At 48.9% G+C, this 21,604-nt stretch carries 18 protein-coding genes; all 18 read right to left on the bottom strand.

All coding sequences use genetic code 11. From position 1 onward, the window contains the following. Nucleotides 1-1,390: capsular polysaccharide export protein, LipB/KpsS family (locus tag BEB42_RS05660; RefSeq protein ID WP_105267216.1), on the bottom strand; the 1,390-nt coding region annotated here is incomplete at its 3' end. Between the two features lie 6 nt (nucleotides 1,391-1,396). Next, entirely contained in the window at nucleotides 1,397-2,326 is a 930-nt protein-coding gene (locus tag BEB42_RS05655; protein ID WP_105267215.1) for a glycosyltransferase family 4 protein, read from the bottom strand. Nucleotides 2,327-2,367: 41 nt separating this feature from the next. Next, a complete protein-coding gene (locus tag BEB42_RS05650) occupies nucleotides 2,368-3,039 on the bottom strand; it encodes an ABC transporter ATP-binding protein (protein WP_105267214.1) in 672 nt (223 codons plus the stop codon). Continuing rightward, nucleotides 3,036-3,812 carry an ABC transporter permease gene (locus BEB42_RS05645; RefSeq protein WP_105267213.1) on the bottom strand — a complete coding sequence of 259 codons (777 nt, stop codon included), beginning with the start codon at nucleotides 3,810-3,812 and terminating at the stop codon, nucleotides 3,036-3,038. Before BEB42_RS05645 ends, BEB42_RS05650 begins: the two co-directional genes overlap by 4 nt. A gap of 1,173 nt (nucleotides 3,813-4,985) precedes the next feature. Continuing rightward, nucleotides 4,986-5,522 carry a GspM family type II secretion system protein YghD gene (gene yghD, locus BEB42_RS05640; RefSeq protein WP_105267212.1) on the bottom strand — a complete coding sequence of 179 codons (537 nt, stop codon included), beginning with the start codon at nucleotides 5,520-5,522 and terminating at the stop codon, nucleotides 4,986-4,988. 1 nt (nucleotide 5,523) lies between these two features. After that, entirely contained in the window at nucleotides 5,524-6,702 is a 1,179-nt protein-coding gene (gspL, locus tag BEB42_RS05635) for a type II secretion system protein GspL (RefSeq protein ID WP_105267211.1), read from the bottom strand. Then, on the bottom strand, nucleotides 6,699-7,676 hold the full coding sequence (gene gspK, locus BEB42_RS05630; RefSeq protein ID WP_105267210.1) for a type II secretion system minor pseudopilin GspK: 978 nt from the start codon (nucleotides 7,674-7,676) through the stop codon (nucleotides 6,699-6,701). Before gspK ends, gspL begins: the two co-directional genes overlap by 4 nt. Further along, the gene (gene gspJ / locus BEB42_RS05625) at nucleotides 7,673-8,278 is read right to left on the bottom strand and encodes a type II secretion system minor pseudopilin GspJ (protein ID WP_001255038.1); all 606 of its coding nucleotides are present in this window, start codon (nucleotides 8,276-8,278) and stop codon (nucleotides 7,673-7,675) included. The genes gspK and gspJ overlap by 4 nt, the downstream gene beginning before the upstream one ends. After that, a complete protein-coding gene (gene gspI / locus BEB42_RS05620) occupies nucleotides 8,275-8,646 on the bottom strand; it encodes a type II secretion system minor pseudopilin GspI (RefSeq protein ID WP_088541735.1) in 372 nt (123 codons plus the stop codon). The genes gspJ and gspI overlap by 4 nt, the downstream gene beginning before the upstream one ends. Then, nucleotides 8,643-9,206, bottom strand: coding sequence for a type II secretion system minor pseudopilin GspH (gene gspH, locus BEB42_RS05615; RefSeq protein WP_105267209.1), 564 nt, complete (start codon nucleotides 9,204-9,206; stop codon nucleotides 8,643-8,645). Before gspH ends, gspI begins: the two co-directional genes overlap by 4 nt. A 3-nt stretch (nucleotides 9,207-9,209) precedes the next feature. Continuing rightward, nucleotides 9,210-9,665 (bottom strand): type II secretion system major pseudopilin GspG, encoded by a 456-nt coding sequence (gene gspG, locus BEB42_RS05610; RefSeq protein ID WP_001087291.1) that lies wholly within the window; start codon nucleotides 9,663-9,665, stop codon nucleotides 9,210-9,212. Nucleotides 9,666-9,681: 16 nt separating this feature from the next. Next, the gene (gene gspF, locus BEB42_RS05605; protein WP_105267208.1) at nucleotides 9,682-10,905 is read right to left on the bottom strand and encodes a type II secretion system inner membrane protein GspF; all 1,224 of its coding nucleotides are present in this window, start codon (nucleotides 10,903-10,905) and stop codon (nucleotides 9,682-9,684) included. Continuing rightward, nucleotides 10,905-12,398 carry a type II secretion system ATPase GspE gene (gene gspE / locus BEB42_RS05600; protein ID WP_105267207.1) on the bottom strand — a complete coding sequence of 498 codons (1,494 nt, stop codon included), beginning with the start codon at nucleotides 12,396-12,398 and terminating at the stop codon, nucleotides 10,905-10,907. Before gspE ends, gspF begins: the two co-directional genes overlap by 1 nt. Then, nucleotides 12,398-14,458 (bottom strand): type II secretion system secretin GspD, encoded by a 2,061-nt coding sequence (gene gspD / locus BEB42_RS05595; RefSeq protein WP_000498842.1) that lies wholly within the window; start codon nucleotides 14,456-14,458, stop codon nucleotides 12,398-12,400. Before gspD ends, gspE begins: the two co-directional genes overlap by 1 nt. Before the next feature lie 29 nt (nucleotides 14,459-14,487). Continuing rightward, entirely contained in the window at nucleotides 14,488-15,441 is a 954-nt protein-coding gene (gene gspC, locus BEB42_RS05590) for a type II secretion system protein GspC (RefSeq protein ID WP_000135096.1), read from the bottom strand. A gap of 15 nt (nucleotides 15,442-15,456) precedes the next feature. Continuing rightward, nucleotides 15,457-15,867 carry a type II secretion system pilot lipoprotein GspS-beta gene (gspS2, locus tag BEB42_RS05585; RefSeq protein WP_001352945.1) on the bottom strand — a complete coding sequence of 137 codons (411 nt, stop codon included), beginning with the start codon at nucleotides 15,865-15,867 and terminating at the stop codon, nucleotides 15,457-15,459. Between the two features lie 65 nt (nucleotides 15,868-15,932). Continuing rightward, on the bottom strand, nucleotides 15,933-16,742 hold the full coding sequence (gene pppA / locus BEB42_RS05580) for a prepilin peptidase PppA (RefSeq protein ID WP_000895867.1): 810 nt from the start codon (nucleotides 16,740-16,742) through the stop codon (nucleotides 15,933-15,935). Between the two features lie 296 nt (nucleotides 16,743-17,038). Then, nucleotides 17,039-21,598: a lipoprotein metalloprotease SslE gene (gene sslE, locus BEB42_RS05570; protein WP_001034573.1), complete on the bottom strand. Its 4,560-nt coding sequence runs from the start codon at nucleotides 21,596-21,598 to the stop codon at nucleotides 17,039-17,041. Between the last annotated feature and the right edge of the window lie 6 nt (nucleotides 21,599-21,604).

The following is a 21,604-nucleotide window of genomic DNA, read 5'->3' as shown; positions in this document are numbered from 1 at the left end:
TGTGATTTATTTTCTTTTTTTCTCCAACAATTGGTTTAACTAAAGATATATAAGATGGAAGTTTCAACTTTTTCTCTAAACTTAGAATCCCTGATTTATGGATGGAGACAAGACTTTTTTCAAGAAACTTTATCAAAAAAAGTTCAAGATTACTGTACTCATCAATAGTAAGATATTTATTTAATTTATTTTCTTTTAAGGCAGTAAAAAACTCCTCAATACTATCAAAATCATATGTGAATCCTTTTTGCCCATAAAATGCATTACCAAGTTGTATTGGCTTAACACCTAAAAATGCAGCCTCGATTGCAGATTGAGAACATAAAGTTACTATATGATCAGATTGTTTTATTAGGCTCTCTAAATTGAAATCCTCTATAATGAATACTCTTGATGATTTATCATCAGGAAGTTCTTTAATATATTCATGGATCTTTTCAAAGGTCAATGCAGAACGTATATTGTTTTTGTGTCTTTCCCAAGGATGGGATTTAAATATAACAAAAACCTCATCATCGCATAACAGCCTATCAATCAATTCAATATAAAAATCTATAGTTGAAAGATATTTCTTTGCAGTACAAATGACAGAGAAATCATTTACAACTTGACCTATAATAGTAACTGTCTTGCTACCTTTTTTTTCAATTAAGAATGTTTCTGACGGTTGGGTAACATTCTTGTTTTTAGCCAGGAGAACCTTATTAATCGCTTTGATCCTTGTCCTTTCTAACTCAAAACCGTTTTCTTCTATATTAACTGAGTTATAGACATTACTTATCTTTAAATTTGTATTATTAGGAATAGGGTCATACTTCTCTTCAATATAGTATTCATTCCCTGTGAAAAAATGTTCCAAGACAAGAGGTGTTGTTGGGTGAGTTTTAAGAATCTCTAATAAAACTCTGTTATATATTTGAGCTCCAGAAAAAATACAAGCATATGTATGGTTTTTTATATTACTCAGTTTATCTTTCCAAAAATCAATCCAAGACCAGGCAGCAGCTAAGTTTAGCAGTAATGCCCTAGAGTCCGTTTGCATCATGAATAAAAATAAATCGTTATCATCAGGCACACCACTTAATAAAAGTCTAAAGCTGTCAATTGGCAAATAATATGATAATGCTTCATCTCTGCATACTTTAAAAAGATTAATTCCATTTACTGTAAAGCAATATAATTTCTCTCTATCTTGTTCCAGCAATTCATTATATTTTGGTTGCAATTCCTCAAAAAAACACTCATAATTCCCGTAAGCGCTTACCCATTTATTTCTTTCGCGTACAAAAGTATGATATATCTTATGCCTTTCAATAAAATCAAATAAACTTTTAAAATTCCTTACATGAAAGTGTACGCTATCGGAAAATAAAATGCTTATATTTTTCATTATAAATTACCTTACCATATTTTTATAGATTAATGAGGTTTTTTCCATGACATCTTGCCATGTCATTATATTTTTTGAACTTGCAAGCGCATTTTTTTCTAATTCTTGATAATTAATGTCTTGAGAAAAATGGTTAATATTATCAATATCTTTTTCAATATCACCAGTTAAAATAATACCATTCACACCATTTTTAACATAGTCATTCACCATTCCAACAGGTGTTGATATTATTGGCGTGCCTGATGCAATTGCCTCAGGGATATTTGCAGGGCCACCTTCATATAAGCTAGTTACTAAAAGGAAATTGAGTTGTTTATATAAATCTCCATAACAAAAATATGGTAGTCTTTCATAGCATTTCACTTCAAAACCATATTGTGCAGCTTTATATGCTGTTATTGTTCTATCAACGCCGACAAAAATAAATTTGTATTTTTGTGAATCCAGTCTTTTGAAAATCTCATAAAGATAAGCTTCCCCCTTAACTTTGCGACCATATCTTTTTGAAATAAAACCGATATTAATCTTATCTGTTTTTTTCTTTGACATTAGTGTATGACAAAATACATCTGAATTATAACCATGTGGGATAACTTCAGTATTTGTTAACCCCTTATTATGTATGAATGCTTGTTGCATTGAATTAAGACATAATATTTTCTTTGCCTCCATATATCTAGGATGGAATTTTTCATAATTTAACCAAGGATCTGTATCATTTAAGTCATGGTGAATAGTTACAACAGAGTTTGCTTTTAGTTCGCTTTCCAAATGAGGTCGGTGGTAGTGATAGAGATCTGCGTTATCAATTGGTCTGCAACTTTCAACTATCGATATCTCTTTGTCACAATATTTTTTATAATAAGAAAGAAGATCCGTAAAGATTCCACTTGTAATATTGGATGACATTACATGATTAACTATTATAGACATAACAATATACTTATATAATTTGGCAGGAATAATAAATAAAGTTATTTTGCATTTTTTATATCGAAAGAATATTCATCAAGAGCATCTATTACAGAGTCATAATATTTTATCTCATCATATGCTTTAAGATATATAGCTATATCACAAAATTCTTTTAATGCGTTTAAACTATGAGATACCATTATAATATTAGATTTTTCATAACGTTCTTTAAAAATCCTCGAGCATTTTTCTTTAAATCGAGCATCGCCAACAGCTGTGACTTCATCAACTAAATAATAATCAAAATCAAATGCCATACTTAAGCCAAAGCCAAGGCGTGATTTCATCCCAGATGAATAAGTTTTTATAGGCATATCAAAATAATGCCCAAGCTCAGAAAAATCTTCAACAAACTTTATTTTTGATTGTAATTCATTTTTTTTAGAATATAACCTAGCAACAAATTTAACATTTTCTCGACCAGTAAGACTGCCTTGGAATCCTCCGGAAAGGCCTACTGGCCATGATATTTTTTTATTACAAATAATATTCCCATTATCCGGCCTGTCAATTCCACCAATTATCCTTAATAAAGTTGATTTGCCGGCACCGTTACGTCCTATTAAAGCAACATTTTTGTTACTTGGGATTTTTAAATTTATATTTTTAAAAACAAAGTGTATCCCTTTCGATGTTCTATAACTTTTTGTTAAATTATCAATATGAATCATGATGTTAACATCTCTTTTTCTTTAACTTTGTATGATGCTAATGAAAAAAACAGTATTATTAGTGCACATAGTGATAAATAAGATAGACTTGCACCATCAGATTTGTAGTTGTTTAACATGGCTATCCTTGAAAGCTCCACGATATGCACTAATGGGTTCCACAATAAATATGACCAATATTCTCTAGGTATTGAATGCAATGGGAACATTATACAGGACACAAAATATAATGGTTTTAATAAAATAGGGAGCAATTTTTCAGTTTCAGGAAAAGTGTTGCCAATGATCATAAATATGGTCCCTATTCCTATAGATACTAAAAAAAGCAGGAACCATGTAACTATTAATAATAACAATCGCTCGAATGAAAATTGTTCTTTAAATGTAAATAATATAATAAGCAAAATAACATATACTAATAAATAAATTAATATTTCTAAAATAGCTCGTGCAATAATAGTATCAATAGGTTTTACGGGTCTATAGTTAAATAACCCTTGGTTTGCCTCAATTGCGTTTATAGATCTGCTTGATATATTCGAGAATATAAAGAATGGAATAATACCATTTAGCAAAAAAACTGGGAATGATATGCCTGGCATGGTTCTATGCATGATGAAACCAAATATGAAAAATAAAATCAACATATGAGAGGCAGGTTCTAGTATCGCCCATAAATATCCAAGGCGATATTTACCAAAGCGTGTTTTTAACTCTCGTAAAAAGAGAGCATGAACAGCGGCTTTCTGGACTTCAAATCCACTTCTTGCCATTTGATGATGTGATCCTAATATCTTCAGGTATGCTACCGCCCTTGGCTTAACAGCTACCAATACACTGGAGGTAATACTTATTTGCAACTGGATAAATTTCGTTCAGACGGTTCGGCCTTTTTAATAGCCGCAAACAATTTCAGCAGAAATTATTTCAGCAGGAATAAACTGTTCTATTACCGTCTCGTTTCTTCTAATCCATTCTTCAGGCATGAATGTATTCGGTCTTCTGGTAATTTCAGAAAACTGGCCGTTTTAGAATGTAGAGTTAATTTCTCAGGAAATTATTTTTACCCCTTTTTGCTTAACCAATATGGCTTGAAAAAGACGTAAGGCCCCATGCGTTCTGGATTGCTCCGTAACACACTTATTCAAAATGGGTCGCTAATTTCGCGAGAAATTATTTTTTACTATTACTGTTAACTACTTGATTATAATGCCCCCCCTATGAATTTTATGCGTAACAACACCTGCAATCTGTCTCAAACCAGAACGCACGCGATTGATTACCAATAAATCGTTTACCGAGAAACTATTTCCCTATTTAAAATTCACGCATGTACTTCTTATTTATATCTACAGCACCCTCTTTACAGTCATATTTGTGATCTACATCACATTTAAACGGTATTATTTAAGTCGCGTCAATAATTCCGCGAGTAATTATTATCATCGATTAAAATATACATCTTGATTATTTTGTGTATTTATTTTAACCAGCGTTACAGCCAGCATTATCCCTCAGCAGATATACCTGAGCAGATATTTCTTAAAATCGACGAATAGTTTCCTGGGAAATTATTGTGTTTATTTAAAATTCCCTTTCTGATTATCTCCAGGAATTTTACTAATTTCCAGGCTACACAAAATACAGATCACACAAGAATTATCCTATATGTTTTGACCTATCAATTGTTACCCAATGATTTATTGCAACTATTAATAATCATAATGTGTCAAAAAACTTAAGCATCTTTACAGTCTGAGAAAGGTGATGATTAACGAAGGCTACATACTGAAAAACGAATTCCTACAGTATTGTCGAACATTCCGTGGTGGTCTGGAGGGAGATAATTCTTACTACATCAGAACTCAGCCTGGTGAGCGGGTTTGACAGTTCCGCACTCACCTTTGGGCTAAGGTTATCAGGTGGGGTTAAGGAAATGGCAATACCTACCCCCGTCCAAACTCCAGTCGCTGCACATTCACCATCCCAGGCTTCTCACCCGCACTGACATCAATTTGTGTCACCCGCAGCGCGTACTTTTCATCCAGCGCGTTTAACCAGTTCAGCAGGTCATTAAACACCACAGGTTCTATCCAGACCTGGATATTCTCCCCGCGCTCGGCTATTCGCTTGATGACCACAGAGTGTACGGAAGCACTATCGCTGATGACCCGCGATACCTGCGCAGGCGTTGTTGTGGCGGATTTTCGCGCCGCAATAATATCCGGCGCGGCGCTCTTCAGTCGGGTGTTCATCGCCACCAGCTGCTGCAACATTGTCTCCTGTTGCTCAATCCGTTCGCTCAACGGCTGCCAGATGAGGACGTAATATCCGGCACTAAACAGGAACGCCACCGCTACCAGTAACATGCCTTTTTCACGCGGAGAACGCCCCGCCAGGTGTTGTGCCAGCCAGTGTTCGCCACGGCTTAACTGGCGTTCACGCCATTGCTGAAAATAGTGAATAAATTTATCGCGTAACATGTTATTTCCTCCGCAACGTTACGCCGCCGGAAACCGCATCACCCTCTTTCTGTAACGCGTCCTGTTGCACAACATAATCGGTTGCCAGTGCGCTACGCAGTTTGTCGAAGCTGGCAAAGTTCGCAGCCCGTAGCTGGAGGTGAAGCGTCTGGCGTTTTTGATCAAAGGTGAAACAACGCATTTCGATGTCGGTAAGTGACGCTGATTTCAGGGTACTGGCGATCGCTGACAATTCTGCGAGCAGCCGGGTATCGTCGGCCTGTGTGCGATATTTTTTCAGCGCCATCGTCACCTGAGAGCGTAAATTCACAATCCGCTTCTGCTCCGGGAATAGCGTTAAGAACTGTTTCTCCGCCTGGGTGCGGCTTTGCGCCACCTGTTCGCTGACGCTCCATAACGTCACGCCCCGTTCCACTACCAGCGCAACCAGAATCAGCAATATCGGCAGAATCATCACCCGCCAGCGCGCCCACTGTTTTCGGTAGCTGACACGAGGCTGCCACGGCCCTGTTAGCAGGTTCCCTTCCGGTTCGCCATAAGTGGTAATGGCGGGCAGAGCCGTAACGGTCAGGCGTTCGGCGTCTGCACCAGCCCATGCAGACAGTTCTTCCGGTGCAATGCCGACCACGGTTAGTGAAAGCGGTAAATCCTGCTCATTGAGCTGTGCGCGGAACATGACCGGAGCCAGCGTTCGCCCGGCGCTCCATCCCCGGCACTCATTGATGCGGCAGATAACCCGTTGCGCATCGCCAGCCATATAGCCACAAGGAATGGACATCCAGTCCGGCGCGACGGTAGCGCGGGTAATGCCGTTTGCCTGCAACCACTGCGCAATGTTACGCATATGCTGTTGGTGAATCACTGCTACGGTTGCCAGTTGCTGGTCGATTTTCAACGGGGCGAAATGCAGTTCATCGATATCCTGATTCAGCTCTTCTTCCAGCAAGGCGGGCAGAATAGTCGGTATCTGCTTGCGGGCGACATCAGGCAGTTCAACCTGCCAGACGCTGATCCATTCGCCGGGAATGTAGAGTCGAATCGCATCGGTTTGCAGCCATTGCTGGAGACGTTCGTCAGCAACGTCAGGCCAGATGCCGCACTCCACGTCGGCGGTACGACGCTGCCAACGGATGGAATCAGCGGCGCAAAGCGGGAAAAAAATCTCAAGCATGGAACTCACTCACTTTCTCCTGTCTGATGCCAGAGAACCGAAAAGTGTTGTGGGCCCATGCGGACAATTAACGAATTCATCGTCAGTTCAATCTCATTCACGGTGATATCTGAACGCAGCCAGAAGTAATTGCTGTCCACGCTCAGGACGGTTTTTAGCTGTTTTTTAGTACGTTCATCGACGTCAGCAAGTAGCGGCTGTGCAAGAAACTGATCGACATCTTCCCAGCCCTTCGCCGGACGTTGTTGTAATAACGCCCGCGCCTGAACAGGGCTTAACCACGGGTCAAACAGCGCCTCAAGAATCACACTTTGCGTGACGTCCAGGGTGTTGATGTTGATTTGCTGGCTGGTCATCGGCAGCGCACAGACCAGCGGTTTCAGTCTTTGATAAAGTCCGGCGTCCATTCCCTGTACCACGCGCATTTCGCTGATATCGGTCAGCGGTTGATTCGCGGCGTAGAACGGTACCGAACGGGCGAGATACTCGCTGTCTTCACGGCCCAGACGCGTCTGCACGCAGCGGTCCTCGTCAATAAATTCCCACAGGCTTTCGGCTATCAGTTCGGCCCGATAAGCAGGCACATCCAGGCGCGAGATCAGGGCAATCAGTTGTTGTACCGCGAGCGGACGCGACGCCGTTGTTGGTTGAGCAAGGGCATTCAGGTTAAAGCAGGCCTGAGCGTCACGCAGAGTGACGGCAATTTGCCCCTGCGGCAGTGGCAACAAACGAGGGCCGGAAGCCCACGGCTGCGCCAGATGCACGCGCTTTTCATTTTTCAGGCTCAGACTGAGTGCGCTCAGCGCGAGGCTTTCTGCACTGGCGCTATACCACAGCGCCTGCTGGTACTCCTGCTGGCTGCGCGTTCGCCCAAGTTGTTGCTGCATCCGCCCGGAAAGCGTGATGGTTACCAGCATCATGACCGCCAGCAATACCAGCACTACGACCAGTGCCATTCCGCGTTTTGGTGGTGAAGTGATCATGATAATTGCGGCCCGCGTAACAACCAGATGCGTTCAATCTCGCCCCATTGCGGCGAATGCAGAGTCATGCGCACTGCCACAGGGATCGCCTGCACTGATGACCAGGTTTCCTGCCAGCGAGTGCCGTCGTAAAACTGCAAACGAAGTGAATCCGCCGGAATCAACTTTTGCGTTGTTGGCTTCACGCTGCCTGCGGCATCGGTCAGCGGCCAGGCTAACCGTTCGAGATAACCGTCATGAATGCGGTAACCGACGGTGAGCAGATTACTGCGCGGCAGACGCATCAATGGATTAACCACACCGCCGCGCACAAAGCGTATTCCTTCACTCTCAGAGGCCAGCACGCCAGCGCCCGCCAGTAACGCAGGTTCTCGCTGCCCCTGATCGCCTCTTACCGGACGCGGCATCATTTGGGTCAGATCGTGGGTCAGAAAACTCATCGTTTGCTGCATGAGGTTCAGTTTTTGATCGTGTCCGGCGACGGCGCTATTCACGCGTGTGACGCCGTTTGTCACCTGCTGTGCCATCAGTGCCAGCGAGGCAAAAATGGCGATTGCCACCAGCATTTCCAGTAACGTGAAACCAGCGCGAGTCCTTCTCACTGTTGGCCTCCCACGGCGCTAAACCAGGCGCGTCGTGACTGAATCACCGACGAAAAGTCTTCGTGACGGCTGACTTCAATATCCACCGCCTGGAGTAGCGCGTTGCCTGTACTCAGCGGTGTGGTTCGCCAGTACCAGCGGCTTCCTGCCATATCACTCTCGCCCTGGTGCCTGAGCGCCCGTTGTTCGCGGGTCATCAGGTAGAGCAGTGCGGTCTGGTTTTCAGCTACCCAGCCCGCTACCGTTTTTTCCTCAAGGATTTGCTGATTACTCAGCGCACCGCTGGCAATCTGTAACACCGCCGTGGCAGCCAGCGCAAAAATCGCCAGTGCGATCATCACTTCCAGCAAGGTAAATCCGCGCTTCATGGCATCCTCTCATCACATTGATTGAGGGATAACGCGCCATCGTGCGCCAGCTTTACCGCCCAACACGCGTTTTGCGCCGCCGAGTAGAAGCGCAGCGTAAACGGCGCGGCGGGTTCAAAAGGCGAAAAACGGATCTGCGGCGTCTTCTTTTTCGCCTCTTTTTGCAGCTCCAGTTCAATATCGTGCAGCGTCAGGCGGCGACGCTGCAGCTCCAGCGCATATTCCTTCTGCCAGATATCACTTCCGGGTTGTAATAGCATTTGCACCTGTTTCGCCACCGTAACCTGTGCCGATAACCGGATCGCGGAAACGGGCAACCACTTCCCGTGACGACGCTGCATAAACTGATAACCAGGCGGGTCGATTAGCACACCGAGTGTTTGCCCTTCGATCACTGCCCTGTCCTTAAACTGCGCAAAGCGAGTCAGAAAATCCTGCGCCGCTTTTTTCGCGGGCGATTCAGAACGGCTCGCAAAAGTCTGTACCACGCCCGCACTGGCAAGGCCGATAAGGAAAATCACCAGCATGATTTCCAGAAGTGTGAATCCGCGTTTGGGCACTGATTACTGAAACTCCTGCAAATTCCAGTTACCGATATCTGCGCCAGCCCCTTCCCCGTTTTCCTGACCATCCGCCCCTAAGGTGTAAACATCAAACAGTCCTTTTTCACCCGGGCTGAGATACTGATAATCATTGCCCCACGGATCCTTTGGCAGCCGTTTGATGTATCCACCAGGACGGTAGTTGCGGGAGTCCGCCATATTGGCCGGTTGCTGGATCAGCGCCTCAAGCCCCTGTTCGGTGGTCGGATAACGCCCGTTATCCAGTCGATACATATCCAGCGCGTTCTCCAGCGCCACGATATCGCTGATGGCTTTTTGCCGATCTGCTTTCTCTTTGTTGCCCAAAAGGTTAGGCACCACCAGACTTGCCAGGACGCCAAGAATAACAATCACCACCATCACTTCCAGCAGGGTAAAACCTGCCCGTGGTTTTTGTGTGCGGGATAACGAGTTCATGTGATAACTCCGTAAATTACATTCCAACCATATTATTCAGTTGCAGCATCGGCTCGAGGATGGCGATGACGATAAACAGCACCACACCCGCCATCATCACCACCAGAGCAGGCTCAAACAGCCCCAACGCCAGCCCTACCTGGGTATCAAATTCCCGTTCCTGGTTGACTGCGGCCTGTTCAAGCATGGTTTCCAGCTCGCCACTCTGTTCGCCGGAGGCGATCATGTACAGCATCATCGGCGGAAACAGGCGCAACTCCGCTAGCGCAGCGCGTAGACTGCTCCCTTCGCGGACGCGATCTGCCGCCAGCAGCAGTTGTTGCTCGACATAGCGATTTGCCGACACGGCAGCGGCGGTCTGAATGCCTTCCAGCAACGGAACACTGCTGGCGGTGAGGATGCTTAAGGTGCGGGAAAAGCGCGCCGTATTCAGTCCGCGCGCAACACGCCCCGTCACGGGCAGGCGCAGCAAGGTTTTATCCCAGCGCAGGCGCATAGCAGGATTTTTGAGTAGTCGTTGCCCCAGCACCAGAAGCCCCAGCAGACCCGCCAGCCAGTAAACGCCGCTGGTCTGCAACGCGTCGCTCATAGCGATAAGAGCGCGGGTGGAGGCAGGCAGCGCGTGTCCGAGATGATCAAACTGTTCGATAATTTTCGGCACCACCGCCGTCAGCAAAATAGTGACCACGCCCGTTGCCACCACCAGCAGTACCAGCGGATAGAGCATGGCCTGCAGCAGGCGTGATTTCAGGCGCTGTCGCTGTTCGGTGTAATCCGCCAGGCGATTGAGTACCACGTCGAGATGCCCGGATTTTTCTCCGGCAGCCACCATCGAACAAAATAGGGAGTCAAAGACGCGGGGATGTTCGCGCAGGCTGTCCGACAGGGTGTAACCTTCCTGAATCCGGCTGCGTAGCGCCATTCCGAGGCTTTTTACATGCAGTTTTTCACTTTGCTCACTGACCGCCTGTAAGCAGGTTTCCAGCGGCATTGCTGCCTGCACCAGCGTTGCCAGTTGGCGAGTGAACAGCGCCAGATCTGCCGCCTCCACACGACGATGTGCGTGTTGCCGACGCTGCAACATTCCCCCTGACGAAGCATTCATCCGGGCTTCAATGTGTACGGGGATAAGCTCTTTACCGCGCAACAACTGGCGGGCATGACGCGCGGAATCCGCCTCAATCATACCTTTGGTTTTGCGACCATTACGCTGTAACGCCTGATAGTAAAACAGTGCCATTACGCCTCCATCGTTACCCGCAGCACTTCATCGAGAGAGGTTTCTCCGGCGAGCACTTTCTCAATGCCGTTGCTGCGGATACCCGCAGAGTGTTGCCGGACATAACGTTCCAGCTCCAGTTCCCCGGTCTGACGGTGGATCAAATCACGCAATGTGGCGTCCACCACGATCAGTTCATGGATAGCGGTACGTCCGCGAAAACCTTTGTGATTACAGGCGGGGCAGCCCTGCGGATGGTACAGCGTGACGGTACGCACATCGGTAATTCCCAGCAGGCGTTTTTCTTCATCAGTGGCAGGCGCGGGCTGGCGGCAGTCGGTGCACAGTGTGCGAACAAGTCGCTGCGCCATCACGCCCGTCAGGCTGGAAGAGAGCAGGAAAGGCTCAACGCCCATATCCTGCAAACGCGTGATCGCCCCCACCGCCGTGTTGGTATGCAGCGTGGAAAGTACCAGGTGTCCGGTCAATGACGCCTGGACGGCGATTTCTGCGGTTTCGGTATCGCGGATTTCACCGACCATCACCACATCCGGGTCCTGACGCAAAATCGCGCGCAGGCCACGGGCGAAGGTCATGCCGACGCGGGTGTTAACCTGTGTCTGACCGATCCCTTCAATCATGTATTCGATGGGGTCTTCAACCGTGAGAATGTTGCGCGAGTGGTTGTTCAGCTCCTGCAATCCGGCGTACAGCGTGGTGCTTTTGCCGGAACCTGTCGGCCCCGTCACCAGAAAGATGCCGTGCGGTTTGTGCAGTAACTGGCGCAACTGCGCGGTCAGTTCATGGCTCAACCCCAGACGCTCCAGCGTCAGGCGGGCCTGGTTTTTGTCCAGCAGTCGCAGCACCACGCGCTCGCCCCAGGCGGAAGGCATAGTGGAGACACGCACGTCAATCGCCCGACCGCCCAGCAGCAGCGCAATGCGCCCATCCTGCGGTACGCGTTTTTCGGCGATATCCAGCCGTGCCATCACCTTAATACGCGAGACCAGCAGCGAGGCCAGTTTGCGCCCCGGACGCAGCATTTCATGTAGTGTGCCGTCAACACGAAAACGGATCACCAGACTCTTTTCAAACGTCTCGATGTGGATATCCGAAGCGCCTTCTTTAATCGCCTCTGCCAACATGGCGTTGATCAGTTTGATGATTGGCGCATCGTCGTCACTTTCCAGCAGATCTTCCGTTTCCGGTAGTTCTTCTGCGAGAGTAAAAAAGTCCTCAGCAGAACCGAGATCTTCCATCAGCTGGCGGGCCTCGGAAGAGTCCCGCTGCCAGACCGCATTCAGCCGCTGTTCAAATTCGGCCTCGTCGATTTGCCGCAGCGTAAAAGACGCGTTCAGCCCCCGCTGCAGCTCCTGCAAAACAGAGAGCGACAACGGATGCACATGGAGGATCTCCAGCGACGCTTCGCACCATGCCACCAGGCTAAACCGACGGCTGAAACTGTAGGGCAGACGCACGGTGTTAGCGGTGGTTTCCTGTGCTACAGGCACCATTAACGCGTTCTCCCGGCATTAAGGAACGCACGAACTTCCGGCGGTAGAGCCTGATTTTGCGCTGGCAGTACCGGCTGCGCGGTGTGCGGCATCAGGCTTAAGCCTTGCTCATCGCGATAGATCTGTTCGGCGCGCATATAGTTATATTTGCGCTGCGACACGCCGTCTGCCGCCATACCATCACGCAGAATGGTCGGGCGGATAAACACCATCAGGTTACGTTTTTCTTTTTTATCCGCCGTCGATTTAAACAGGTTACCAATCAACGGGATATCGCCCAGCAGCGGCACTTTCGCCACGCTTTCTCCCGCCTGATCGTCCATCAGACCGCCAAGCACGATCAGCTCACCATCGTTTGCCAGCACGGTAGTTTTCAGTTTGCGCTCGCCAAACACGACGTCGAGGCTGGTCTGTCCTTCCACCTTCGACACTTCCTGCTCAATCACCATCTGTACCGCGTTTCCTTCGTTAATCTGCGGCGTGACTTTCAGCATGATGCCGACTTTTTTCCTTTCTACTGTATTGAAAGGATTGCTGTTATTGGAGCCAACGGTAGAGCCGGTTAATACCGGAACATCCTGGCCCACCATGAAGAAGGCTTCCTGGTTGTCCAGCGTAGTGATGCTCGGCGTGGAGAGAACGTTCGAGCTGGAGTCGTTTTTAACCGCCTGTACCAGCGCCATCCAGTCGCCTTTCACCACGCCAACCGCCGTACCGCTAAAGCCAGAAAGAAGCTGGGCGAGCGTGGAGAGATCGCCGTTAGTATCCGGGTTAATGGTGGTGGCACCGTTTTCGCTGATCACCGTTGAACCTTTCTGCGGTTTCGCCTGAGAAATGGCTGCGCCCAGCGTACCGATAGGGATCTGCGTACCGTTAGCAAACTGCATTAATCCGGCATCTTTCGACGCCCACTGCACGCCGAAGTTGATATTGCTGCCTTCGGCAACTTCCACGATCAACGCCTCGACATGCACCTGAGCACGGCGAATATCCAGTTGTTCAATCACGCTTTGCAGCGACTGCATGATGTCCTGCGGCGCGGTGACAATCAGGGCATTACTGTGTTTGCTGGCGGCGATGGAGACAACCTCACGCCCGCTACCAACCGTGCCTTCCGCCTCTTCTTTAGCCGCTGTGAGCGTGCCGCTGACCTGTTTCAACACATCGACCAGATCTTCGGCTTTGCTGTATTTGAGATAGAACACCTGGCTGTTGCCGCTGCGCTCCATTTCTGAGTCCAGCCGACGGATCAGGCGGCGCATTTTGTCTCGCGTGGCAGGGTCACCACTGACAATCACGCTGTTGGTGCGTTCATCAGCGACAATTTGAGATTTCAGCGTTGCTGGCTGGTTCTCGCCGCTGTTTTTAGTCAGGCTTTCCAGCACGCGGGCAATTTCCGAGGCCGAGGCGTTATCCAGCGGGATCACCTCTTCAGTGCGGTTTCCCGCATGATCCACGCGCTGGATCACTTCTGTCAGCCGTTCCACGACGGAGGCGCGCCCGGTGAGCATAATCACGTTGGAGGGATCGTAATTAACAACGTTGCCTGAGCCTGCGCTGTCAATCATCTGGCGCAGGATCGGTGCCAGCTCGCGTACCGAAACATTACGTACCGGCACTACTTTAGTGACCATTTCATCGCCCGCGTAGTTGTCGCTGCCTTCACCGACCAGCGGCAGTGGCTCGACTTTCGCGGCGCTTGATTTCACCACCTTCAGCACGTCGTTTTCCATCGGTACGACGGCATACCCCTGCGCTTCCAGCAGATTAAGGAATAACTGGTAATACTGGCGTTCATTGAGCGGGGTCATGGTGCGAATACTCACTTTCCCCTGTACGCCCGGCCCCATAATGATGGTTTTATTAAGGTTAGCGCCGACGGTTTCGATGAACGATTTCAGGTCGGTATCTTTAAAATTAGCGGTGAAAGTGGCTTCTTCCGCCCAGACCGGTGAACTGCATAATACCGCTGCCAGCACCAGCGGCAGTAAACGCTTTTTTGTTTTGAGGCCAGTTGTCTTCTTACGCCAGACCGACAACGTAATATCACGCCAAAACACGATGAATGATTCTCCTGGATTAAATGCGGTTAGCGCAGCGCGATGGAAATGTCGTAGCGCGCACCCTTGCGTAAAACCGTAAGTTGAATGGAATCCATTGAAGGTAACTGCCGCATCAGAGCAATCATTGCTCGTGGATCAGTGAAATCCTGCTGATTGAGCGCAATGGCGATATCGCCTTCCCTGAAACCGCTGGCATCGAACAGAGAACGATCTGCCCCCGGCTTCACTGCATAACCGACAATTCCCTCCTTACGCACAGGCGTAAGCTGGATATAGTTAAAAATTTTCTGCGGATCTTTCGCCAGTGCCTGACGCACAGCAGCCGGGATCTCAACGGGCGCACGGGTAGCAGGCTCAGCAACAGCTTGCTTTGCTTCGTCACTGACGGCTTTTTTGTTGGTCACGGCTACGGTGGAACGCTCCTCTTCTGCCAGACTGAGCCGCTCTATTTTTCCCTGATAGCGCAGCATCACATGGTCGCGGTTGATTTCCTCAATCACTGCGTTGTGAGAGCCAAGCCGTTCACCCTGCAAATAGACCTGCTGTTTGCCACCTTCTTCAATCACCGCGCCGGGTCTGGCACCAAAGGCGATCCCGCGCAGCACCACATTAAGACGCGTTTCTGCTACAGGTTCAGGTTGCTTTACCGGTGTGGCGACGCGCTGATATTTACCAAACCAGTTTTGCTGGCTGATTAATTGCACATCTTTTTTATCGAACGTTTTTACATCCGCATGGGGCTGTTTATTCACCGATTGAGAAACCGCCGTATATTCCGCAGAAAAGGAGAAATAGCGCCAGAGTGAATACGCCATTTTTGCAGAAATAATAAGCAGCATCAGCCAGAACATCGCGCGTACAATTTTGCGAAGATGCTCTTTGTTTGTATTAAGAGATTGTCTCTGGTTAAGAGTGTGACGAATTTTAGTCAGCCATTGAATGAGATAAATTCGTGCGTCACGAAAAACAACCCGCGCCAATTTATATACCCGACGTTATGCTTTGACTATTCCACAAGTAGTGCGATCCAGTTTCCGCTGATACTGGTTACCTGTACGTGTATCATTAATCGTTATGCTGTAATTAATTCCCTCGGTGATCATTAATTTCACCGTTGGGTCTGCACACATTTGTCGTTGGTAGCTGGCTAAAAAGGCGTCAGGCGTCTGCATGGTCTGAGCACCCGCTTCGCTGATGATGGTCATTTTTACCGTCGTGCCGCTGCTTTGCGCCAGCACTAAGGTATAACCCGCAGATTTAATCGGCAGGTTTTGGCTGATATTTTGCGCCTGTTTTTTCGCCAGTAAACTGGCATTTTCATTATGGCTGGCACAGCCACTTAATAATCCTGTAGCGCTCAATAATAGCGATATTAATACCCTCCCTGGCATCTGTTTTATCGACATGGTAAATAATCTCTAAGGTTATTAATAAGAGTTAAAATGTCACTTTGATAATGACGGGGTTATCATTAAAACAATGCCTGTAGATAAAGTGTTGCTATACCGCCCAGACTTAAACACGGTCCAAAAGGCAGTGTGGTTGATCCTCTTTTTGTAATAACGGCATATATCAGGCCGCAGCATGAGGCGATTAAAGCCACATTGGGCAGCGACAACGCGCCCACCCAGCCACCTAACGCGGCGAAGAGTAATACATCGCCCATGCCTAATGCTTCTTTACGCAGAATTATTCCGGCCAGCCAGCGCAGGGAGTAAAAAGTGATAAATCCCACCAGGACGCCGGTAACTGCGTCTTGTAGCGTTAACGGACTCTGTTGCGCCCATGCCGCAATCAGTCCTGTCCACAATACGCCCTGAGTAAAAACATCGGGCAGCCATTGGTTGTCGAGGTCGATGATGCTCGCGGCAATAAGCCAGGCGGATAATATCATCACCGCCAGCCCCCATCCACTTTCCGGCCAGACCAGGCTCGCCAGCAAAAAAGCGAGTGCCGTCAATAACTCCACCAGCGGATAACGCTTGCTGATTTTCGCCTGACAATCACGGCAGCGCCCTTTGAGCATCAACCAGGAGAGTAGCGGGATGTTGTCACGAACGCGGATGGTCTGCTGACAATACGGACAGTGCGAACGCGGCAGCGCCAGGCTTATTTTTGACTGCGCACTCGGCATTTCACCGTGAAACTCCGCCATTTGTTGGCGCAGCATGATGGGGTAACGCCAAATCACCACATTCAAAAAACTGCCGATGATCAATCCTCCGACGGTTGCCAGTATGGGCATCGCCGCAGGGTATTGCTGAAAAACATCAAAAAGCATGGTTAAAGGTTGTTTGTTGTAACTTGCCGGATGCGGGCCTGCAGGTGTATGCCATACGGCTTTCCTCCAGGCCCGATAAGCTTGCGCATCGGGCAAATGTGTTAACCCAATGCGCCTTATTTTATGCCGGATGCGGCGCGAGCGCCTTATCCGGCCTACGGGTGTCTGCCAGCGAAAATAATCACGGCTTTCCCTGTCTGTAGGCCCGATAAGCTGGCGCATCGGGCAAATGTGTTGACCCGGTGCGCCTTATTTCATGCCGGATGCGGCGCAAGCGCCTTATCCGGCCTACGGGCTTACTCGGCTGACATCTTATGCTCGGTAACCTGATTAATGGTTTCCGGCCCTTGCTGCGGTTTCGGCAGACCAAGCGCCGCGAGCGTCTCGTAAGCCGACGGGCTCACACCGCCCTCGAAGTTCATCTCGCTCGCCCCCGGCAGCTGGTAAGCATTCGCGCCCGGATTCCATTTCTTAAAGAATGCGGAAAGATCCGTCTGGGCGACCCAGGAGGCACACAGCATCAGCGTGTCCGCTGCGTTACCGTTGGATTCAGCACAGTAATTCTTGCCGCCAAAGGTTTTGTCGCCAACCTCATCACCGCGCGCTTTACGATGCATCAACTGGAACAGGTTCCAGCCCTTCATCCCTTCACGATCGCTGTAGAACTTAGGCAGGTTACCTTCTGGATACCACTTAGTGATATCAAAGTTTTTCTCAGCCCATTCCTTCAGCTGCGCGTACATCAGCAGACGATCACCCGCACCGCCGCGCGCCCATGCCTGACCGTTGCTCTCCTCCAGATATTCCGGCGCAACGGTAATATCGTCAGCAACACGGTTCATCTTGCCGAGATAGCGATCCTGCATGTACAGCGCCAGCACGTTGTTCGCCACTTCGGTCGCGCCTGGAACAGTCAGCGGCGTTTCTGCGGCGTTATGCCCTACTTCATGCCAGATCAGCCAGTCGTTCAGCGGCGTCGTCGGCAGCGTGGTGCTGTTCGGCGAGAAGCTGCTGTTCATCACCGGATAACCAGAGTGCGCGTCACCAATGGAGATCTGCACATCGTTGGTGAAACGATGTTTATGCCCCGTCAATGCTTTATAGGTAAACATCCGGTGGTTACCGCTTTCGCTATCACGGCCATAGAAGTCATTCATCGAGCTGGCAAAGGTATCCAGATCTTTAGCGAATTGCTCCAGTCCGCCAGTGTAATTGCTGGCATTCAGATTCTTCTTCGGCGTGGTGTAGATGAAAGCGTCTGACTCCAGCTCGCCCAGCGGCGCAGGGGAGTTCAGATCGTGTTGCCACTTACCGTCTTTATAGAACGGCGCTTTTACTACACCAGTAAAGGTGAAGGTGGCAGATTCATTGTCATTGCTGTCGCCTTTGATATAAATCAGGCCACCGTAAGGCACCTTGAACGTCAATTCACCGTTAGCCGCCAGAGAATAGGTTTTAGTGACTCTTGGCGGACGGTTCAGCGCAACTTCATGCTTCTCACGTCCAGTCAGGTCGTCAGCCAGTGCCACGGTAACAGTCACTGGGACTGACGCCGAAGACTTAATGGTGACCTCTTTCTGAGCCGGTGCCCACAGACCAGTAGACTGCATGTTACCCGCAAACCATTTGGTCGGGTTCGAGTACAGGCTGATGGTTTCAGTAACGTTCTGCCCCTCTTCCGATACGGCTCCCGGGTACTTCTCGACATCAACTTTAATGTTCAGATCCCACCAGGAACGGCCCAGCATCAGGCGCGTCAGCGGTTTTTCCATATAGTTGAGCGGGTAGCTCGGGTTCATCATGCCCGCTTTGGCAGTATTATCTCCGTAGATCATCTTGTTATCGATCAGCGATTGTTTCAGCTCTGCGGAGCACTGCGTGCCACCATCGTAAGCATCGTTAGCGTAGCAGTTCAGGAACTCGGTGAACGTTTTAAAGCCCAGCTCGTCATTTTTGCCTTCTTCATAACGATAAGCCGTATCGTTCCACAACCAGACCGACATGTTCTGGTACAAACGCTCCAGATCGACGCTGTTCAGACGCTCACCTTTACTGCCTTTAGTACGGAAATAAAGCTCATGCTGATACAGGCGCTGAATGTTGGTGCCTAAATCCGCAGCCTGCACCATCGCTTTCGCCGTGTTGGCGTCAAGATTCAGTTGCGTATAGCGCGGAACATACATGCCACCAGTAACCGGAACCCCCGTGCCAGGACGATATTCCAGGCAGTTGACCTCATAGTGGTATGCCGAGTCCTTACACTCCTGTAATCCAGGAAACTTCTCAAAGATTTTTGCCTTTGCAGCCTCCAGAGACTCTTTGGTTTTAAACTCCGCCTCATCAATAAAGGCATAGCGCGTTTCCTGTTTGCCATCTACATCTTCCAGCCAGCTGGCAACTTCCAGTTTCGGTTTGTCATCAGGTTTGTTATCTACCTGATATTTCCACTTAACTTCCCCTGTCTCGCTATCGATGGAGTATGGCAACGCACCGTCTACGGCAGGATAACGTTCATAGACCCAAATGCCCGTTGCGCGCTGCTGACGAACGCGGTTCGGATACCCTTGAGGATCATTATTCACCACCGACTTGTTCAGTGCCATTGACAGGCCTGCGGCATCAAGCAGGCGCACAAAGCCAGACGCGCTCTCTTCCTTAAGATTGCTCATCACGTTTTCCATGATCAGCACCGAACCGCCTTTGTCCAGATAGGCTATCAGATCGGTCACATCCTGCTGGCTCAGCTTCGGTTTGCTGGTATCTGCACGTAGAGGCACTGCATAGGGATCACCAGACCACTGAGTCACATATTCAAAGCCGTTGAGGATCAGCAACGGAACTTCTTCCGGATTCAGATCGCCATAGCTGGTCAAATGTTTAACAGAAATACCTGCGAAATCCGGATGGAAGCCAAACGCAGCACGGCTCCCCGTAACCTGGCCATGATTTTTGAAATAAACGTTTTCCAGGTTCGTACCCACGGTCATTGTGCTCTTGGTATTTGGCTGCCAGATGTCGTTTGACAGATAGCGCAGTACGTTCTGCATGAAGTGCTTCATGTCATCTGAATCACCGCTGAGCGTACACTCACCTTTATCATTAACACCACCGGCCCAGCTGTAACCATTCGGGCAACGCAAAATGCTGTTGTAGTGCGGGTTACCGATAACCATCAGTTTGCCCTCACCGACTTGCCCCAGCGAAATAAACGGCAGATTGAAGGTGGCGGTATCGCGCGTAACGTTCTCTGGCTGCACAATGGAAGGCGCTTCCGTAATGTACGCCAGCTCGTTTTTATCCCAGGCGCGTTTTTCGCCAAACGCCAGCCAGTAGTTTTTATCATTACGCGCCATCAGAATCGGGAATGCCGCGTTGGAGATATTCACCACCGCCTGACCGCGCGCATTTCCCGTGCTGCCATAGAAGTTGGTAGAGTCATGGAATACATGGAACTTGCTGACAGACTGGTAGTTCGTATCCACGCCCCACAGCTTGTTGATAACGCCCTGAATCTGGCCGTCATTAACATTGCGCGTCGTCAGCGAGAACCAGCGAGCCTCGTTACAACCGTCGGTTTTCGCACAAATCGCGGTATCGATCTCTTTGGCCTGACCCGTCTTAAACTGCTCGATAAATTCGTTAGGCAGCACAACGTTTTGATCGCCTTCATCCAGCGTCGCGCCATTGGATAACGAGAGATTGATAATCTCGTTGATGACGTTGGGATATTCGGCAAAGATCTTGCGTACATCGTCCGGAACAACACGGGTATTATTTTGTCCGGCTTTCGAATAGCGGTGGATAAGCTGATCAACATTCGCGCCGTGAACTTCATCACCCAATTCAGTCAGCGCAATAGTCGACTTATTGCCGCGTACTGAGCCCAGTTCAAAGGTATCGATACCAAAGGAGATGGTTTCGCCCCAGCTAAAGGAGAATTTACCGTTTTCGTCAGTTACGCCACGGCCTGAATTGGTGTAGTAGTCTACGCCAGCAACACCGTTCCCCAGGCTATCCACCAGATGGCCTTCGGAAAGAATGATTTCAGTTGGTTGATACTGATAAAACTGTTCCGCGTTAGCCGACACGAAGGACGCGTTCAGATCCGGTTTTGTTCCCTCTGTCGTGACTGGCACTACCGTTGAGGTATGGGTGGACGGCGCTTTATCAGTCGCAGCATTGTTTTCCACCTCTTCATTGACCAGCTTGCTGAAATCGTTTGTTGCCAGATCAATTTGCTTATACAGTTTTTCAAAACGCGCGCGATCAACCACTGACGAGAAAGTAAGACAAAGCTGTTCTGCATCTGCGGGGCAACTGTCGCTGGACGTCACCAGAGAGATGGCGTTGGTTTTCTTATTTGCAGAATCCGCCAGCTCCTGCGCGTCCTCAAGGCTAAACGACACTTTGTCAACCGCACGCAGGCTACGCGCAGTCTCTGACTGGGTGTTGAATGTTGCAATGGTCGTACTGCCCACCACACAACTCACGGTATTGCCTGGCGTAAAGGTAAAGCCGTCGCTGGATTCACCATTACAGGTAGCACCAGTTACCCGCTGGCTTCCGCCCAGGGTCAGATACCCCGTTTTCGTAGGAACAGGTTCTGGCTCCGGTTCTGGTGTCGGCTCTGGATCGGGTGTCGGGTCTGGTGTAGGTTCTGGGTCCGGCGTCGGCTCAGGTGTCGGTTCCGGGGTTGGTATTGGATCGGGTTTCACTTCCGGCAAAGTCCCTGCTCCAGAATCTACAGACGGCGTATCGGAGGACGATCCTGAACCACCGCCATCACAACCGGTTAATAAGGTTGCGCTTAAAATAGCCGCTAAAAGCGATTTTTTATATTTAAATTTCTTATTCATTAATAA

It is taken from the genome of Escherichia sp. MOD1-EC5990 (assembly GCF_002965285.1).
Taxonomy (GTDB): Bacteria; Pseudomonadota; Gammaproteobacteria; order Enterobacterales; family Enterobacteriaceae; genus Escherichia; species Escherichia coli_F.
Note: the sequence above shows the minus strand (reverse complement) of the source record. Positions and strands in the feature narration are given on the sequence as shown.

Bases quoted from the DNA above. Each gene is read 5' to 3' on its own strand.
- BEB42_RS05655 (WP_105267215.1), bottom strand. From the start codon at position 2,326: ATGTCTATAATAGTTAATCATGTAATGTCATCCAATATTACAAGTGGA.
- BEB42_RS05650 (WP_105267214.1), bottom strand. From the start codon at position 3,039: ATGATTCATATTGATAATTTAACAAAAAGTTATAGAACATCGAAAGGG.
- BEB42_RS05645 (WP_105267213.1), bottom strand. From the start codon at position 3,812: ATGGCAAGAAGTGGATTTGAAGTCCAGAAAGCCGCTGTTCATGCTCTC.
- yghD (WP_105267212.1), bottom strand. From the start codon at position 5,522: ATGTTACGCGATAAATTTATTCACTATTTTCAGCAATGGCGTGAACGC.
- gspK (WP_105267210.1), bottom strand. From the start codon at position 7,676: ATGATCACTTCACCACCAAAACGCGGAATGGCACTGGTCGTAGTGCTG.
- gspI (WP_088541735.1), bottom strand. From the start codon at position 8,646: ATGAAGCGCGGATTTACCTTGCTGGAAGTGATGATCGCACTGGCGATT.
- gspG (WP_001087291.1), bottom strand. From the start codon at position 9,665: ATGAACTCGTTATCCCGCACACAAAAACCACGGGCAGGTTTTACCCTG.
- gspF (WP_105267208.1), bottom strand. From the start codon at position 10,905: ATGGCACTGTTTTACTATCAGGCGTTACAGCGTAATGGTCGCAAAACC.
- gspE (WP_105267207.1), bottom strand. From the start codon at position 12,398: ATGGTGCCTGTAGCACAGGAAACCACCGCTAACACCGTGCGTCTGCCC.
- gspS2 (WP_001352945.1), bottom strand. From the start codon at position 15,867: ATGTCGATAAAACAGATGCCAGGGAGGGTATTAATATCGCTATTATTG.
- pppA (WP_000895867.1), bottom strand. From the start codon at position 16,742: ATGCTTTTTGATGTTTTTCAGCAATACCCTGCGGCGATGCCCATACTG.
- sslE (WP_001034573.1), bottom strand. From the start codon at position 21,598: ATGAATAAGAAATTTAAATATAAAAAATCGCTTTTAGCGGCTATTTTA.